Below are 16749 nucleotides of genomic sequence, written 5' to 3' on the forward strand. Positions count from 1 at the left end.
CAGCAAAAACGGGCCGCTCGGCCCGTTTTTCATTTCTGCGCGCCGAAGCGCCCGTCAATTCGTCGACGCAACGACAGTGGACGGGCGCTCTTGGTGCGTTGATTCGCCCTCTCCAGGCCGCGCGTTCCGAACCCGCCCGCCATCACAGGCTTCGCATGGGTTCCACACTCACGCGCTACGCGCAGGCGCAGGCCATGCAATTCAGCGCACCCTGTCCTCAATGGCTCCATTGCCTTTCTCGGCCCCAAAGCGGCCAACTGAACCCGTCATTCAAAGTTGAATAGCGACCGCATTCCGGCGCTGCATCGCATCGAATGATGTACGCCCGCAGCATTGCCCCAATTTGGAGAAACTGCGCTCGCGGCACCCCACTCATATGTCCACGCCCGTTCCATCGCGAGTACCGCAACTCCCGAACACCGCACGTTAAAGATGTGTATTCTTCTGACGATATCCGAGGTTTCATCTCCGCGAGTCAGATCCATGCGATTCAGTCCACGGTTCGCCATGATGGCTGTCGCTGCGACGATGCTGTCCGCTTGCGCAACGGCATTCTCGCCTGCGTCGATCAGCACCACCGTCGCGGTAACGTCTCCCCCGCCGCTCGAGAAATCGTTGCGCGACGGCGGATCGTCGACCGACCTGTCGGTCATCGGTCAGCCCGCATCTCAATTTCGCACGCTTCTTTCCGTTCGCGAATGCGTCGCCGCCAAATGCGCGGCGGGAATCGCCAAGCCGACGCTCACGGTCACGGTCCAGCGCGTGTCCGAAGGACAGGCAGCGATACGCTTCTCGGTCAACGGGGAAATCGGCAGCAGCCAGACGCTGAAATCGCAAGCCGGAAAAGCCACGTCGGAAGTGACCCTGTCGATCCCGTCGGGCGTGACGCCGATCAACGATCAATTTGCCGTCGAACGGGTCGCGACGATCAAGGTTGGCGAGTTTCGACACGTGGCCTTGCCACACGGCATGCGTGCCTATGTCTGCGTCGCCATCCCGAACGCCAATGGCGTGACGGATGGCAGCTGTGATTTCAGCCGGGTGCAAACAACCAAGGGAGCCGAGCTCGCAATTTCGGCGCTCTGACCGGCCCGTCACCGCGCCGGTACGGACAGCCATGCCGAACGACATCCGCGTCACGGATGCCGGATGTAATCCACCAGCGCCCGCGTATATTCATCCGGCTTTCGATCGAACAGACTCACGACGATCGCCACCGCAAACCCCGCCGGCACCCCGAACACCCCCGAACTGATCGGTTCGATCCCGAACCACGTGCGCCCCGCGAACCCCGTCAGCTGCGTGAAGAACGGATAGGTCGACACGATGTAGTACACGCACACCGCGAGCCCCGTCACCATCCCGGCGATCGCACCGCGCGTCGTCGTGCGCTTCCAGAACACGCCGAGCACGAGCACCGGGAAGAAGCTCGATGCCGCCAGCGAAAACGCGGCGCCGACGAGAAACAAGATCTTCCCCGTATTGAGCGACGCGACATACGAAGCGAACAGCGCGACGCCGAGCAGCAGCACCTTCGAGATCGTCACGCGCCGCTGGCTCGATGCGTCGGGCGCGACCATGCAGTAGTAGACGTCGTGCGACAGCGCGTTCGCGATCGTCAGCAGCAACCCGTCCGCGGTCGACAGCGCCGCGGCAAGCGCACCGGCCGCGATCAGTCCCGACACCACATACGGTAGCCCGGCAATCTCCGGCGCGGCCAGCACAACCATGTCCGGCTGCATCTGGATTTCCGACCAGTGCACGATGCCGTCGCGAATCACCTCGACGACGCTGATCAGGTCGGGTTCGAAGTGATGCCATTGCGTGACCCACGCCGGCAATTCGGCGAATGGCCGTCCGACGAGATTCGCGAGGATCTCGTACTTGATCAGCACCGCGAGCACCGGCACGCTCAGGTAGAACAGCGCGATGAAGAACAAGGTCCAGCCGACCGAGCGCCGTGCCGATGCGACCGACGTGGTCGTGTTGTAACGCGTCAGGATGTGCGGCAGGCTCGCCGTGCCGAGCGAAAGGCACAGCAGCAGCGCAAGGAAATTCCGCTCGCGCGGTTTGCGTTCGTCATCGCTCGCGGCGGGAAATGGTTCGTGCATCGGCACGGGCGGCTCGGCACGGGCCAGCAGATCGTCGCGCGCCTGCGTCCACGCGACGCGCGCCGCCGCCGGATCGCGCGGGAAGTCGGCCAGTTCGCGCTCGCGCTGGCTGATCTCGCGCAGCGGCCCGTTGTGGCGCCGCAGGTCGGCAAGCTGGTCGACGAGATGCCGGCGTGCATCCGCATAGGATGCCGGCAGCCGGTCGAGCCGCGTCTGGATATCCGCGGCTTGCCGGCGATACGCGTCGCGCACCTGCTGCTCGTCGAACGCGTCGCGCACCTGCGCCTCGCGCGCCGCGACGCGCTCCATCAGCTTGCCGTAGCTGAACTGCGGCACGGGGCCGAGCCCGTTCTTCATCGCGATCAGCGACACCGGAATCAGGATCGCGCTGATCAGGATGATGTACTGCGCGACCTGCGTCCACGTGACCGCGCGCATCCCGCCGAGAAACGAGCACACGAGAATACCCGCGAGCCCGCAGAAAATCCCGATCGCGAAATCGACGCCGATGAAGCGCGTCGCGATCAGGCCGATCCCCTGGATCTGCGCGACCAGGTACACGAACGAACACAGGATCGCCGCGCCGGCCGCCAGCGCGCGCACGGCCGTGCTCGAAAAGCGCGTCCCGAGAAAATCGGGAATCGTGTAGCGCGCGAGCTTGCGCACATAAGGCGCGAGCAGGAACGCGACGAGGCAGAACCCGCCCGTCCAGCCCATCACGTAGGCGAGCGCGTCATAGCCGGTCGAGTAGAGCGAGCCGGCCAGGCCGATGAACGACGCGGCCGACAGCCAGTCGGCCGCCGTCGCCATCCCGTTGAATGCGGACGGCACGCGCCGCCCGGCCACGTAGTACTCGACGAGATCGGACGTGCGCGACAGCAGCCCGATCACCGCATACACGGCGATCGGCACGAACAGGAACACGTAGCCGATCCAGACACCGGAGCCGGTGGCACGCTCGATCCGCCACATCAGCAGCACGAAGCCGAGAAACCCCAGCGTGTAGAGCGCGTATGCGCGGATCAGTCGATGCGTCAACATGAATCAGCGCCCGCCGTTCGCATGGCCGGCGCGCGCCGCATGATCGTCGTACGCACGGCGCAGCGTGCGGTCCGCGCGTTGCATCAGCCCGATGTAGACGACGATCAGCACGAGGTACACGAGAATCGCGCCCTGCGCGCCGACGTAGAACGGCAGGCTGAACCCGGCGAAGCGAACCGCGGCGAGCGCGGGCCCGTAGAACGGCACGACGAACGACACCGCAAAGCCGATCGCCATCAGCACCGCGATCAGCGCGACGTTGAAGCGCCAGTAGCGTGCGTGGGCACGCGCGAGCGGCTCGGGAACGGGCGGTGGCGCGGCAGGCGCCGGACGGGTCGGAACGGTCATGCCGTTATGTAACAAAAAGCCCCTGCGCGGGCAATCGGGATTGCCGCGCAGGGGCTCGTGCGCGTGATGCGCAACCGGTACGCTCAGCGCACTTCGGCGAGCTGCTCGAGGATGGCCGGGTTCTCGAGCGTGGACGTATCCTGCGTGATCGCCTCGCCCTTCGCGAGCGAGCGCAGCAGGCGCCGCATGATCTTGCCCGAGCGCGTCTTCGGCAGGTTGTCGCCGAAGCGGATGTCCTTCGGCTTCGCGATCGGCCCGATCTGCTTGCCGACCCAGTCGCGCAGCGTCTTCGCCAGCGCCGCGGCTTCCTCGCCCTCCGGACGCGAACGCTTCAGCACGACGAACGCAACCACCGCCTCGCCCGTCGTATCGTCCGGACGGCCGACCACGGCCGCCTCGGCCACGAGTTCGTGCGACACCAGCGCCGATTCGATTTCCATCGTGCCGAGCCGGTGGCCCGACACGTTCAGCACGTCGTCGATCCGGCCCATGATCGTGAAGTAGCCGGTGTCCTTGTCGCGCACGGTGCCGTCGCCGGCCAGATACAGACGCCCGCCGAGTTCCTCGGGGTAGTAGCTCTTCTTGAAGCGCTCCGGGTCGCCCCAGATCGTGCGAATCATCGCGGGCCACGGGCGCTTGACGACGAGGATGCCACCCTGCCCGTTCGGCACGTCCTGGCCGGTTTCATCGACCACCGCGGCCATGATGCCCGGCAGCGGCAGCGTGCACGAACCGGGCACGGTCGGCGTCGCGCCCGGCAGCGGCGTGATCATGTGGCCGCCAGTCTCGGTCTGCCACCACGTGTCGACGATCGGGCAGCGCTCCTGGCCGACGTGCTTGTGATACCACATCCACGCTTCCGGATTGATCGGCTCGCCGACGGTGCCGATGATGCGCAGGCTCGACAGGTCGTAGCTCTTCGGATGCACCTTGTCGTCGGCCTCGGCCGCCTTGATCAGCGAGCGGATCGCGGTCGGCGCGGTGTAGAACACGGTGACCTTGTGGTCGCCGATCATCTTCCAGAAGCGGCCGGCGTCCGGGTAAGTCGGCACGCCCTCGAACACGACCTGCGTGCCGCCGCAGGCGAGCGGGCCGTACGTGATGTACGTGTGGCCCGTGACCCAGCCGATGTCGGCCGTACACCAGAACACGTCGCTGGGCTTCCAGTCGAAGGTCCACTTCATCGTCTGCGCGGCCCACAGCAGGTAGCCGCCCGTGCTGTGCTGCACGCCCTTCGGCTTGCCGGTCGAGCCCGACGTATACAGGATGAACAGCGGATGCTCGGCGCCGACCCATTCCGGCTCGCACCGGTCGGATTCGCCGGCCGTCAGTTCGTGCATCCACAGGTCGCGCTCGGCGTGCCAGTCGATCTTGCCGCCGGTGCGGCGATAGACGATCACGCTCTTCACGGCCTCGCAGCCGCCCAGCGCGATCGCTTCATCCGCGATGCTCTTCAGCGGCAGTGTCTTGCCGCCACGCGCCTGTTCGTCGGCCGTGACGAGCGCCGTCGCGCCGACGTCGACGAGCCGCTCGTTCAGCGACTTCGCGGAGAAGCCGCCGAACACGACCGAGTGCGTCGCGCCGATGCGCGCGCAGGCCTGCATCGCGACAATGCCTTCGATCGACATCGGGATATAGATGACGACGCGGTCGCCCTTGCCGATCCCGCGCTTCTTCAGGGCATTCGCGAAACGCGACACGCGCGCGAGGAGATCCGCATAGGTGACGCGCGTGACGGTGCCGTCGTCGGCTTCGAAGATCACCGCGACGCGCTCGCCGTTGCCGGCTTCGACGTGGCGGTCGAGGCAGTTGTACGACGCGTTCAGCTCGCCGTCGTCGAACCACTTGTAGAACGGCGCGTTGGACTCGTCGAGCACTTTCGTGAACGGCTTGTGCCACGTAAGACCCTCGCGCGCGAGACGCGCCCAGAAGCCTTCGTAATCGTTCTCGGCCTCGGCGACGAGCGCACGATAGGCCGGCATGCCGGAAATGGTCGCCGCCTGTTCGAGCGCCGCGGGCGGCGCAAACTGACGGGTTTCGTGAAGAACCGATTCAATCGCAGACATCGACTACCCCTTGGTGAACATGAATCCTCTGCATGGCGGCGCGATCGTGCGCACCGCGCGTCTTGGCCGGCGCAAGCGCGCCGCTGTCTCCTACCCACCACCCGCGCACGGCCCGAAGGCTGCTGCGCGATGCTGCGCCGCACCACGTCGCGCGATGGCGAACGGGCGACCCGACAGTGTCCACAATAAGCGTTCGAACTTACCCGTCACTTACGCGGCACGGCCGTTTCGCCCGCCGGGCGGCGCCGCTTGTAGCTTTACGCTGTAACGAGCGCGACCCTACAATCCTAACTGAACTCGCCTTCCGGATTCCAGCTTGAATCGCTACGCTTTCTTTCTCGTGCTGTCGATGCTGTTCGTCGGCAGCAATGTCGGTATCGGCAAATCGATCGTCGTCTTCGTCCCCGTCGCCATCCTCGCCACGCTGCGCTTCGTGATCGCGATCGCCGTGCTGTGGCCGCTGTTCAGCCCGGTGAAGATGCGTACGGTCAAGCGCGGCGAATGGCTGAACCTGTTCCTGCAGGCGTTCTTCGGCACCTTCATGTTCACGCTGCTGATGCTGAACGGCGTGCAGCGCACGAGCGCAGTCGCCGCCGGCGTGATCACCAGCACGATCCCGGCGATCGTTGCACTGTTCGCGTGGCTGATCCTGCGTGAAAAACCGAACGGCCGGGCACTCGTGTCGATTGCACTCGCGATCGCCGGCGTCGTGACGATCAACCTCGCGAACGGCGGCGCGGCCGGGCACGGCGCGTCGTCGTCGCTGACCGGCAACCTGCTGATCCTCGGCGCGGTGTGCTGCGAATCGATCTACGTGATCCTGTCGCGCCGCCTCACGCAGACGCTCGCGCCGATCGACATCTGCGCATACACGCACCTGTTCGGCCTGTGCCTGATGCTGCCGCTCGGCGCGACGGCGATGTGGCATTTCGATTACGCGAGCGTGCCGGCCGGCACCTGGGTGCTCGTCGTCTGGTACGGCCTGTCGGCCAGCATCTTCTCGTTCTGGCTGTGGATGAAAGGCATCCGGCACGTGCCGGGCAGCCTCGCCGGCGTGTTCAGCGCGGTGCTGCCGGTCGCGGCCGCCGCGTATGGCATCGCGTTCCTCGGCGAGCGCCCGACGCTCGCCCACGGCATCGCGCTCGCGTGCGTCGTCACCGGTATCGTGCTTGCCAGCCTGCGCGTGAAACGCGTGCCGGCCGCCGCCTCCTGATCCGTCCCTGGAAGAGCCGGCGCGTCGCTGCAGTCGCGCTGGCCGACGCGTTACAATAGCGCGCCGTTTCAAGATTACCCCCGATACCTGCGCACCGCGCCCGACTTTCCACCATGTCTGCCCCGCATTCGCCCGGCCGCCCCGCGCGTCGCCCGCTTCGCCCGCTTCCCGCGCTGATTTTCATGAGCCGCTGGCTCCAGGTTCCGCTCTACCTCGGCCTGATCGTTGCGCAGGCCGTCTACGTGTTCCTGTTCCTGAAGGAAGTCTGGCACCTGCTGTCGCACGCGACCAGCCTCGACGAAATCAGCGTGATGCTCGCGGTGCTCGGCCTGATCGACGTGGTGATGATCTCGAACCTGCTGATCATGGTGATCGTCGGCGGTTACGAAACGTTCGTGTCGCGCCTCGGCATCGAGGGCCACCCCGACGAGCCCGAATGGCTCGACCACGTGAACGCGGGCGTGCTGAAGGTCAAGCTGTCGATGGCGCTGATCAGCATTTCGTCGATCCACCTGCTGAAGACGTTCATCAACCCCGACCAGCACACGATGCACGCGATCATGTGGCAGGTGATCATCCACGTGTCGTTCCTGGTGTCGGCGCTCGTGATGGCGTGGGTCGACCGCCTGACGACGCACACGCACCCGGCCCATTTCCACGAGCCGCACGCCCGCGACGCGCACGCGCCTGCGGCGAACGAGCCCCGCAAGCCGGCCGACGCAGCCGTCAACGCATAAACGCATTCCCCACAGTCCTCACAGAGTCTCAGCCATGACCGTCATCAAACAGGAAGACCTGATCCAGAGCATCGCGGATTCGCTGCAGTACATCAGCTACTACCATCCGCTCGACTACATCCAGGCCCTCGGCCGCGCGTACGAGCTGGAAGAAAGCCCGGCCGCGAAGGATGCGATCGCGCAGATCCTCACGAACAGCCGCATGTGCGCGGAAGGCCGTCGCCCGATCTGCCAGGACACCGGCATCGTCACGATCTTCGTGAAGGTCGGCATGGACGTGCGCTGGGACGGCGCGACGATGGGCCTCACCGACATGATCAACGAAGGCGTGCGCCGCGGTTACACGCACCCGGACAACGTGCTGCGCGCATCGATCGTCAACCCGCCGGAAGGCGCCCGCAAGAACACGAAGGACAACACGCCGGCCGTGATCCACTACGAGATCGTGCCGGGCGACAAGGTCGACGTGCAGGTCGCGGCGAAGGGCGGCGGCTCGGAGAACAAGTCGAAGTTCGTGATGCTGAACCCGTCCGACTCGATCGTCGACTGGGTGCTGAAGACGGTCCCGACGATGGGCGCGGGCTGGTGCCCGCCCGGCATGCTCGGGATCGGCATCGGCGGCACGGCCGAAAAGGCGATGCTGATGGCGAAGGAGTCGCTGATGGAGCCGATCGACATCCAGGAGATCATCGCGCGCGGCCCGAAGGACTGGGTCGAGGAACTGCGCGTCGAACTGCACGAGAAGGTCAACGCGCTCGGCATCGGCGCACAGGGCCTCGGCGGCCTGGCAACCGTGCTCGACGTGAAGATCATGGCCGCACCGACGCACGCGGCATCGAAGCCGGTCGCGCTGATCCCGAACTGCGCGGCTACGCGCCATGCGCACTTCGTGCTCGACGGCTCGGGCCCGGCCAAGCTTGAAGCGCCGTCGCTCGACGCATGGCCGAAGGTCAACTGGGAACCGAATACCGAAACCAGCAAGCGTGTCGACCTGAACACGCTGACGCCGGAAGAAGTCGCGAGCTGGACGCCGGGCCAGACGCTGCTGCTGTCGGGCAAGATGCTCACCGGCCGCGACGCCGCGCACAAGCGCATCGCCGACATGCTCGCGAAGGGCGAGAAGCTGCCGGTCGACTTCACCAACCGCGTGATCTACTACGTCGGCCCGGTCGATCCGGTCCGCGACGAAGTGGTCGGCCCGGCAGGCCCGACGACGGCCACGCGCATGGACAAGTTCACCGAGACGATGCTCGCGCAAACCGGCCTGATCTCGATGGTCGGCAAGGCCGAGCGCGGCCCGGTCGCGATCGACGCGATCAAGAAGCACAAGGCGGCCTACCTGATGGCCGTCGGCGGTGCGGCTTACCTCGTGTCGAAGGCGATCCGCGGCGCGAAGGTGCTCGCATTCGAAGACCTCGGCATGGAAGCGATCTACGAGTTCGACGTGCAGGACATGCCGGTGACGGTGGCCGTCGATTCGTCGGGCACGTCGGTGCACCAGACCGGTCCGAAGGAGTGGCAGGCGAAGATCGGCAAGATCCCGGTCGCAGCCGCTTAAGCGCGATCGAACGATAGGCCGGACGGAAGTCCGGCCTTTTTACTTCTCATTCTCATTATTGTGTGTGGCCGGTTATTCGAGGCTGATTCTCATTACACGCAAAAGGCAGGCCCGGCAAGGCTTTGAGGCTTGGCTTTTCTCGTTCGAGCGATTATCTTTCGGTTTCTGAAGCCCCACTGAACAAGGAACAAGCCATGCAAGGCGACAAGAAAGTCATCGAATATCTGAACGCCCAGTTGAAGAATGAACTCACGGCGATCAACCAGTACTTCCTGCATGCGCGCATGTACAAGCACTGGGGCCTCGAGAAGCTCGGCAAGCACGAGTACGACGAGTCGATCGGCGAAATGAAGCACGCCGACTGGCTGATCGAGCGCGTCTTCATGCTCGACGGCCTGCCGAACCTGCAGGATCTGCACAAGCTGCTCGTCGGCGAGGAAACCGAAGAGATCCTGAAGTGCGACCTGAAGCTCGAGCTGATCTCGCAGTCCACCTGCAAGGAAGCGATCGCCTACTGCGAATCGGTTCGCGACTACGTGTCGCGCGAGATCTTCGAAAAGATCCTCGACGACACCGAAGAGCACATCGACTGGCTGGAAACGCAGATCGACCTGATCGGCAAGGTCGGCCTGCAGAACTACCAGCAAACGATGATGGGTTCGCCGGAGTAAGCTCGCTTCACGCTTCCCGTTAGCGCCCCCCGGCCCGTTCATGTCGACACCTTCCGCTACTCCTGCGACGGCCACGACCGTCGCCCCCATCGGCATCTTCGATTCCGGGCTGGGCGGCCTGTCGGTGCTGCGCGCCGTACGCGCGCAGTTGCCCGACGAATCGTTCATCTACGTCGCCGATTCGCACCATGCGCCGTATGGTCCACGCGACGAGGCGTTCATTACCGAGCGCACGCTGGCAATCGGCGAGTGGCTGGCCCGCGAAGGGGCGAAAGCGCTCGTCATCGCCTGCAACACGGCGACTGCTCGCGCGATCGCCGCGACCCGCGAACACCTGTCGATGCCACTCGTCGGCGTCGAGCCGGGCATCAAGCCGGCCGCCGCCGTGTCCGCGAGCGGCGTCGCGGGCGTCCTCGCCACGCAGTCGACGCTGAACAGCCCGCGCTTCCAGGCGCTGCTCGACCGCTATGGCGCCGGTCGCCGATTCGTTTGCCAGCCCGGCCACGGGCTCGTCGAAGCCATCGAGCGCGGTGACACGAATTCGCCAGCCTTGCGCGCGTTGCTCGACAGCTACCTGCAACCGATGCTCGACGACGGCGCCGACACGCTGGTACTCGGCTGCACGCACTACCCGTTCTTCACGGAAACGATTCGTGACCTTGTGGGCGACCGCCTGACGCTCGTCGACACCAGCGACGCGATCGCGCGCCAGCTCATGCGGGTACTCGACGAACGCAACCTGCGCGCGCCGGCCGGCACGCGCGCGGCCCCGCCCCGCTTCTGCTCGACCGGTGACGGCCGCCAACTGCAGGTCCTCGCATCGACGCTGCTCGGCCTCGCTGCGCCGGTCGAATCCGTCACCATTTCCTCGCCCAACGCGCGCGCCTGCGCGACTGCCTGACACGGGCCGGCACGCCCTCTTCCGCGTGCCGTTCCACCACCCCGGCGTTTCAAGGGTCCGATGACCTTAAAAAAAGCCCACCCCAGGCTTGTCAACGTCCGCAAATTTAATGATAATAATTCGCATTACCGTTAGCTATCGCAACTCATCATGATCGTCTGCGTGTGCAAGTCTGTTTCCGATCGCAAGATTCGCGCGTCCCTCGCGGAGGGCATGAACTCTTTCGATGAACTCCAGTTCGAGCTTGGCGTGGCCACGTGCTGCGGCAAGTGCGAGGAGTCCGTGCGCGACCTCATGGCCGAACAAGGCGTCTGCGCGAGCCAGTGCGGTGTCGAGCATCATGCTCACCCGATCCCGGTCACGTTCTACGAACGCAAAGCCGCCTGACCGGCACCGAGTGTGCGCATGCGGCCCAGGCCGCATTTTTTGTTTTGACCGTCAGCAAGCCACCGTCTGCGCGAGCCAGCGGCTTACCTGCCAAGGAGCCTGTCATGGAATTGCTGATCGGATTTGTGACCACCGTTTGCATCTCGCTGCTGATCTTCCGCAAGTGATGCCGATTCACCCGCCGCGCCCCGGGTGCGACATCGTTCTTTCAAGCTAACATGCAGGCTTCGCATCTCGCTCCTGCCGGCGCCGTGCCGGCTGCACCACGTATGAACCCCCGAGTGATCGTCGTCGCGGTCGGCGTGCTTGCCGCACACGCGATCATGCTGACGGCCGCCTGGCTCCATCGCAACGCGCCGCCGCCACCGAAGGAGATCGAGGTTCAGTCGATCACCGCGCAACTCATTCCGCCCGCGCCCCCTGCCCAGCCGGTCGCGGTCCAGTCGGCCGCGCAACAGCCTACGCCGCCCAAGCCCACGCCGCGCGTGAAGCCGAAGGTCGAGCCGAAGCCGGTGCAGAAAGTGGTCCCGACGCCTCAGCCGGTCTCGCAGGCTCCGTCACCGACGCCCGCGCCGGCTGTGGCCGATCCAACACCGGCTCCCGCGGCACCTGCGCCTGCTGCACCGGCTGCAGCACCCGGCCCGGCGCGCGAGACGATGCAGGTCAGCGCGCCGAAGAACGTGTCGGCGCTCACCTGCAATTTCGTGAAGCCGACCTATCCGCCGATGTCACGCCGTCGCGGCGAAACGGGCACGGCCTATGTTCACTTCATCATCGGCGTGACGGGCAAGATCGAAAGCGTCCAGCTGCAGAAGAGCAGCGGCTACCCGCGTCTCGACGAAGCGGCACTCGATGCGACGCGCGCCAGTACCTGTCCGCCGTATATCGAGAACGGCCAGGCGATCCGCGCCGCCCATACGCTGCCCTTCAACTTCACGCTTGACGACTAACCCGTCATATTCGGTAGATTCAAAGGAAACAAGAAAATGCAAAGCTACGGTATCGCGCACGTCTGGGCGCAAGGTGATTTCGTCACGCGCGCCATCGCGATCACGCTGCTCGTGATGTCGATCCTGTCGTGGATCGTGATCGTCATCAAGGGCTGGAACGTGATCCGCCTGAACCGCCTGACGAAGAATGCCGAACAGGCATTCTGGCATTCGGACGACTTCGACGACGGTATCAGGAAACTCGGGCTCGCCGCATCGACGCCGAACGACAACCCGTTCCTCGCACTCGCGCTGTCGGGCAAGGAAGCCGCCGATCACCACCACCAGACGCAACCGCACCTGCACGACCGCATGGACGTGTCGGACTGGGTCACGCGCTGCCTCAAGGACACGATGGACGAAGGCATCTCGCGCATGCAGAGCGGTCTCGCGATCCTCGCGTCGATCGGTAGCACGGCGCCGTTCGTCGGCCTGTTCGGTACGGTCTGGGGGATCTACCACGCACTGCTCGCGATCGGCGCGTCCGGCCAGACGTCGATCGACCAGGTCGCGGGCCCGGTCGGCGAATCGCTGATCATGACCGCCTTCGGCCTGTTCGTCGCGATCCCGGCCGTGCTCGGCTACAACGCACTCACCCGTGCGAACAAGGGCGTCGTCAGCAAGCTGCGTCGCTTCGCGCACGGCCTGCACGCGTATTTTGTGACCGGCGCGAGCCTTGCCTCGTCGTCGACGCGCGACGGCCTGCGTCTCGCGACGCGCGCCAGCTGAGGCGGGGTGAACCATGGCAATGAACACCGGTTTCAGCGACGATGACGACGATGCAGTGATGAGCGAGATCAACATGACGCCGCTCGTCGACGTCATGCTCGTACTCCTGATCATTTTCCTCGTGACGATCCCGGCGATGCAGCATGCGGTGAAGATCGACCTGCCGCACGCCAGCAGCCAGCCCGTCGACGAAAAGCCGCAGACGGTCGACGTCGCGATCCAGGGTGACGGCACGATCCTGTGGGACGACCACACGGTCACGCGCGAACAATTGCAGGAACGCATCGCGGAAGCGGCAAAACGCACGCCGCAACCGGAGTTGCACCTGCGTGCAGACCGCAAGGTCGCGTACGAACACGTCGCGGAAGTGATGTCGGATGCACAGGCAGGCGGCCTGACGAAGCTCGGCTTCGTAACGGAGCCGACCGCGAAAGCGAAGTAACGCACGCGCTATCCGACGCGCCGGCCGCGCCTCGCCGGCCGCACACAAAGTAAAAGGCCTTCATCGCCAGATGAAGGCCTTTTTTCATGCGCACGCGGGCGCCTTCGGGCGGCGGGCTCTTTGGCGGTATCGGTTGCGCCTCGAGCAACGCAAATGCGACTCTGCCGTGGTCTGCACGGACTGCGCGTTCTGCCCTATCTGGCTCGCAATATATGCGGCCACCTGATTTCGCTCAGAACTTCCTTCACGAAATGGGATTTCAATATAGGCCCGCGCGCACGCGCATTCAAGGTTCCGGCGATTGAAACTTGCGATTGCAGGCGACGCTTCAATGACAAAACAAATTTGCCTCGCCGTGCGCGTCGTGTTCAGGTCGCCGAAACATCGGCCGCCGCTTCCTTCTTCGCTCGTTCCGGGCACCCCGGTTCCTTGTAGGCGCCGTGATCGAGCTTCTCGACCAGATAGTCGACGAACGCACGCACCGCAGGCGGCATCCCCTGCCGCGACACGAACACCGCATACAGTTGCGGCACCGGCAGCGTCCAGCCCGGCATCACCGGCGACAACTGCCCCGCACGCAGCGCGTTGCCGTACATCATCTCCGGCAGCGCCGCGATGCCGAGGCCATCGAGCACGGCTTCACGGATCGTCATCAGGTCGGCCGTCACGAGCCGCGGGTCGTGCTCGTGCACGTGGCGCGTACCGTCCGGCGCGATCAGGTTGAACACGTGCCGCCCGTCGACGCTCGGCGTATCGAGTGTCTCGAATCCGCTCAGGTCGTCCGGTACCAGCGGCGGCGCATTCTGGCTCAGCAGGCTCGGCGCGCCGACCAGCATCTGCTCGGTACGCCATAGCGGCCGCACGACGATATTCGCGTTCTGCGGCGGCTCCGAGCGCACGCGCAGCGCGACGTCGATCGAATCCTCGAACAGGTCGATCACGCGATTCGTCACGCGAACATGCACCTTCACCTCGGGATAGCGACGCAGGAATTCGGGCAGGATGCGCGACAGCATCGTCTGCGACAGCGTCACGGGCACGCTGACGCGCACCGAACCGCGCGGCGACGAGCGCAACTGCTGGACAGCGTTCATCGCCGCCTGTGCTTCGGCCAGCATCGCCTGGCAATGCTGGTAGAACAGTTCCCCCGCCTCGGTCAGCGCGAGCTTGCGTGTGGAGCGCTGCAGCAGGCGCACGCCGAGCGCCGCCTCGAGTTCGGTCAGGCGCCGCGACAGGCGCGATTTCGAGATGCCCAGCACGCGCTCCGCAGCCGAGAACCCGCCATGTTCGACGACCTGCGAAAAGTACATGAGGTCGTTCAGGTTGTGTGCATCGATAGTCATCTCATCGTTCCATTTTCAGAACAATCCATTGCGAACCGTCGCGAATCGACCGGTAAAACGCCCAATATAATAGCGCTGTGTTTCAAAAATAATGCTATTCCGATCATTTCGAGGGTATCCGCATGACGACCGCTCGCTCGCTTGACCGCACGTACCCCGCGCTCCGCACGACCGAAGGCGGCGGCTTCGTGGTTCATCGCCCGTTCCCGACCCGGCTGCTGATGGATTTCGATCCGTTCCTGCTGCTCGACGAAATGGGCCCCGTCGACTACGCACCCGGCGAGGCCAAGGGTGCCCCCGACCATCCGCATCGCGGCTTCGAGACCGTGACCTACGCACTCGACGGGCGCTTCCGCCATCGCGACTCGTCCGGCCATGCCGGCACACTCGGCCCGGGCGACGTGCAATGGATGACGGCGGGCGCCGGCGTCGTGCACAGCGAGATGCCGGATCCTGAATTCGCGCAGGCGGGCGGCCGCTCCCACGGCTTCCAGCTGTGGGTCAACCTGCCGCGCCGCGACAAGCTGATCGCGCCGCGCTACCAGGAGATCCCTGCCGACCGTATCCCGAGCGCAACGTCGCCGGACGGCCGCGCACGCGTACGCGTGATCGCCGGCGAAGCGTTCGGCGTGCGCGCCACGATCGAAACGCGTACGCCGATCCTCTACCAGCATTTCACGCTGCAACCCGGTGCAACGGTCACGCAGACCGTCCCCGCAGGCTATCGTGTGTTTGCCTATCCGATCGATGGAACGGGCCTCTACGGGCCCGCCAGACAGGCTGTCGACGCACGACACATGGTCGTGTACCGCGACGACGGCGACACGGTCACGTTCGCCGCCGGCGACACGCCGCTCGACCTGCTGCTGATCGGCGGCGTACCGCTCAACGAGCCGATCGTTCGCTACGGCCCTTTCGTGATGAATACCGAGGAAGAGATCCGGCAGGCGGTCGTCGACTATCAGACCGGTCGCATGGGCCGCATCGAAGCCTGACACATGGACGGGCGCGCAGGTGCCGCAAAACCGCCCGTTTTGCGTCACAATTGATTTCTCGAACCACGTGGCCGCCTGCCACCAGAAGGAACCCGTCCCCTTGAACTTCGAACATCTGATCCAGATCAATTCCGACGATCCGGCCGTGCCGCCCCTCACCCGCGAACAGCTCTGGGAAGGTCTCGTGCTGCGCGCAGAACAGCCGCAACTGTTCGTGCTCGGCCTCGACAGCTGCGTCGTCCACGAACGGACGGACACGACGCTCGAACGTGAACTGCACTACGGTCACGCGACCGTGCGCGACCACGTCACGTTCACGCCGAACCAGCAGGTCCGCTACGACATCCGCGCCGCCGACGGCGAGATCGGCGGCTCGCTGACGATGACGATCGAGGAACGTGACGACCACGAGCTGTTCCTGCGTTTCGAATACCGCACGACGCTGGTTGTCACGGACGACAGCGAAGACGCTCGTCAGACGCACGGGATCGTCAAGGAAGCGTACCGCACGTCGGATATCGACACGGTCCGCCTGATCCGCGAATACGCGCAGGGCCGCAGGGACCCCGATCCGCTGCACTGAACCCGATGGCGGCCCGCAGGCCGCCTCTTTGATTCACGCTATCAGATTCACCATTCCGATCGATAAAGAGTTTTTGTAAATGGGAATAGTTATCATTTAGAATTCATTCCATCGTATCGACAGTCACCGATCAACCGAATGACCGACACCATGCGCCCGACCACGCTGACCTTGCGCCGCACGACCGGCACCGCAGGCAGCAGCCGTCACAAGACGGCAGCGGTCACCACGCCGGCGAAACCCGCCGGTAACCGCGATGCAGGCACGCGGGTCGTCAGCAGCGATACGCTGCTGCAAGGCCAAAGCCACGTCAGCATCGCGCATAACGGAGAGACCTATCAGTTGCGCGCCACCCGGCTGGGCAAACTGATCCTGACGAAGTAACGACAGAGTATTGTGGGGACCACCTCCCTGAGAGGTGTTGGGCAGTAGCCAGCGTAACGGCTTGCACGCGAGATCTAGACCCCTTCGTGCAAACACACTCAAGCAGCCGTTGCAGCAAGCCAAGCCATTTTTTTGGTTCTCGCACAAGGAAGAAAAAAGCGACACGTCCTTCGACGTGTCGCTTTTTTGTTTGGGCGGCCAATGCGTGAAGCACGCCGCCCAGCTTCGTTACCGCATCGATGCCTGACCGC

18 protein-coding genes are annotated in these 16749 nt (G+C 64.8%); 14 read left to right on the forward strand and 4 right to left on the reverse strand.

Going from position 1 to position 16749, the window contains the following annotated elements; all coding sequences use genetic code 11:
• The first annotated feature begins 483 nt into the window (after nucleotides 1-483).
• On the forward strand, nucleotides 484-1086 hold the full coding sequence (locus tag LGN17_RS34850; protein WP_226201357.1) for a hypothetical protein: 603 nt from the start codon (nucleotides 484-486) through the stop codon (nucleotides 1084-1086).
• Nucleotides 1087-1136: 50 nt separating this feature from the next.
• Here the strand turns inward: LGN17_RS34850 and LGN17_RS34855 are convergent, their stop codons facing one another.
• The 3 genes from LGN17_RS34855 to acs form a co-directional block, all read right to left on the reverse strand.
• Nucleotides 1137-3152 carry a sodium:solute symporter family protein gene (locus LGN17_RS34855; RefSeq protein ID WP_226201358.1) on the reverse strand — a complete coding sequence of 672 codons (2016 nt, stop codon included), beginning with the start codon at nucleotides 3150-3152 and terminating at the stop codon, nucleotides 1137-1139.
• Between the two features lie 3 nt (nucleotides 3153-3155).
• The gene (locus LGN17_RS34860; RefSeq protein ID WP_226201359.1) at nucleotides 3156-3500 is read right to left on the reverse strand and encodes a DUF4212 domain-containing protein; all 345 of its coding nucleotides are present in this window, start codon (nucleotides 3498-3500) and stop codon (nucleotides 3156-3158) included.
• Between the two features lie 83 nt (nucleotides 3501-3583).
• The gene (gene acs, locus LGN17_RS34865; protein ID WP_226201360.1) at nucleotides 3584-5566 is read right to left on the reverse strand and encodes an acetate--CoA ligase; all 1983 of its coding nucleotides are present in this window, start codon (nucleotides 5564-5566) and stop codon (nucleotides 3584-3586) included.
• A 316-nt stretch (nucleotides 5567-5882) separates the two neighbouring features.
• On the opposite strand from acs, the gene LGN17_RS34870 reads away from it, so the two are divergent.
• From LGN17_RS34870 to LGN17_RS34910, 9 genes are all read left to right on the forward strand, one after another.
• Nucleotides 5883-6779 (forward strand): DMT family transporter, encoded by an 897-nt coding sequence (locus LGN17_RS34870; protein ID WP_226201361.1) that lies wholly within the window; start codon nucleotides 5883-5885, stop codon nucleotides 6777-6779.
• A gap of 113 nt (nucleotides 6780-6892) precedes the next feature.
• Nucleotides 6893-7516 carry a TIGR00645 family protein gene (locus tag LGN17_RS34875; protein ID WP_175953659.1) on the forward strand — a complete coding sequence of 208 codons (624 nt, stop codon included), beginning with the start codon at nucleotides 6893-6895 and terminating at the stop codon, nucleotides 7514-7516.
• A gap of 34 nt (nucleotides 7517-7550) precedes the next feature.
• Nucleotides 7551-9074, forward strand: coding sequence for a fumarate hydratase (locus tag LGN17_RS34880; RefSeq protein WP_039370104.1), 1524 nt, complete (start codon nucleotides 7551-7553; stop codon nucleotides 9072-9074).
• 194 nt (nucleotides 9075-9268) lie between these two features.
• The gene (gene bfr / locus LGN17_RS34885) at nucleotides 9269-9745 is read left to right on the forward strand and encodes a bacterioferritin (protein WP_226201362.1); all 477 of its coding nucleotides are present in this window, start codon (nucleotides 9269-9271) and stop codon (nucleotides 9743-9745) included.
• 40 nt (nucleotides 9746-9785) lie between these two features.
• Nucleotides 9786-10646, forward strand: coding sequence for a glutamate racemase (gene murI, locus LGN17_RS34890; RefSeq protein WP_226201363.1), 861 nt, complete (start codon nucleotides 9786-9788; stop codon nucleotides 10644-10646).
• A 150-nt stretch (nucleotides 10647-10796) separates the two neighbouring features.
• Nucleotides 10797-11033: a bacterioferritin-associated ferredoxin gene (locus LGN17_RS34895; RefSeq protein ID WP_175953665.1), complete on the forward strand. Its 237-nt coding sequence runs from the start codon at nucleotides 10797-10799 to the stop codon at nucleotides 11031-11033.
• A 218-nt stretch (nucleotides 11034-11251) separates the two neighbouring features.
• Nucleotides 11252-11983 carry an energy transducer TonB gene (locus LGN17_RS34900; protein WP_226201364.1) on the forward strand — a complete coding sequence of 244 codons (732 nt, stop codon included), beginning with the start codon at nucleotides 11252-11254 and terminating at the stop codon, nucleotides 11981-11983.
• A gap of 36 nt (nucleotides 11984-12019) precedes the next feature.
• Nucleotides 12020-12751, forward strand: coding sequence for a MotA/TolQ/ExbB proton channel family protein (locus LGN17_RS34905; RefSeq protein ID WP_175972041.1), 732 nt, complete (start codon nucleotides 12020-12022; stop codon nucleotides 12749-12751).
• Nucleotides 12752-12764: 13 nt separating this feature from the next.
• Complete coding sequence (locus LGN17_RS34910) at nucleotides 12765-13193, forward strand: ExbD/TolR family protein (RefSeq protein WP_021163407.1); 429 nt, start codon at nucleotides 12765-12767, stop codon at nucleotides 13191-13193.
• A 368-nt stretch (nucleotides 13194-13561) separates the two neighbouring features.
• Here the strand turns inward: LGN17_RS34910 and LGN17_RS34915 are convergent, their stop codons facing one another.
• Nucleotides 13562-14536 carry a LysR family transcriptional regulator gene (locus LGN17_RS34915; RefSeq protein WP_175972043.1) on the reverse strand — a complete coding sequence of 325 codons (975 nt, stop codon included), beginning with the start codon at nucleotides 14534-14536 and terminating at the stop codon, nucleotides 13562-13564.
• A gap of 122 nt (nucleotides 14537-14658) precedes the next feature.
• On the opposite strand from LGN17_RS34915, the gene LGN17_RS34920 reads away from it, so the two are divergent.
• From LGN17_RS34920 to LGN17_RS34935, 4 genes are all read left to right on the forward strand, one after another.
• Entirely contained in the window at nucleotides 14659-15531 is an 873-nt protein-coding gene (locus LGN17_RS34920) for a pirin family protein (protein WP_226201365.1), read from the forward strand.
• A 100-nt stretch (nucleotides 15532-15631) separates the two neighbouring features.
• The gene (locus LGN17_RS34925) at nucleotides 15632-16114 is read left to right on the forward strand and encodes an SRPBCC family protein (RefSeq protein ID WP_226201366.1); all 483 of its coding nucleotides are present in this window, start codon (nucleotides 15632-15634) and stop codon (nucleotides 16112-16114) included.
• 138 nt (nucleotides 16115-16252) lie between these two features.
• Nucleotides 16253-16498, forward strand: coding sequence for a hemin uptake protein HemP (hemP, locus tag LGN17_RS34930; RefSeq protein WP_226201367.1), 246 nt, complete (start codon nucleotides 16253-16255; stop codon nucleotides 16496-16498).
• A 109-nt stretch (nucleotides 16499-16607) separates the two neighbouring features.
• The gene (locus LGN17_RS34935; RefSeq protein WP_226201368.1) at nucleotides 16608-16745 is read left to right on the forward strand and encodes a hypothetical protein; all 138 of its coding nucleotides are present in this window, start codon (nucleotides 16608-16610) and stop codon (nucleotides 16743-16745) included.
• Nucleotides 16746-16749 lie beyond the last annotated feature (4 nt).

Origin of the sequence: Burkholderia sp. AU30280, from assembly GCF_020420125.1 — a bacterium.
In the GTDB taxonomy this organism is placed as follows: domain Bacteria; phylum Pseudomonadota; class Gammaproteobacteria; order Burkholderiales; family Burkholderiaceae; genus Burkholderia.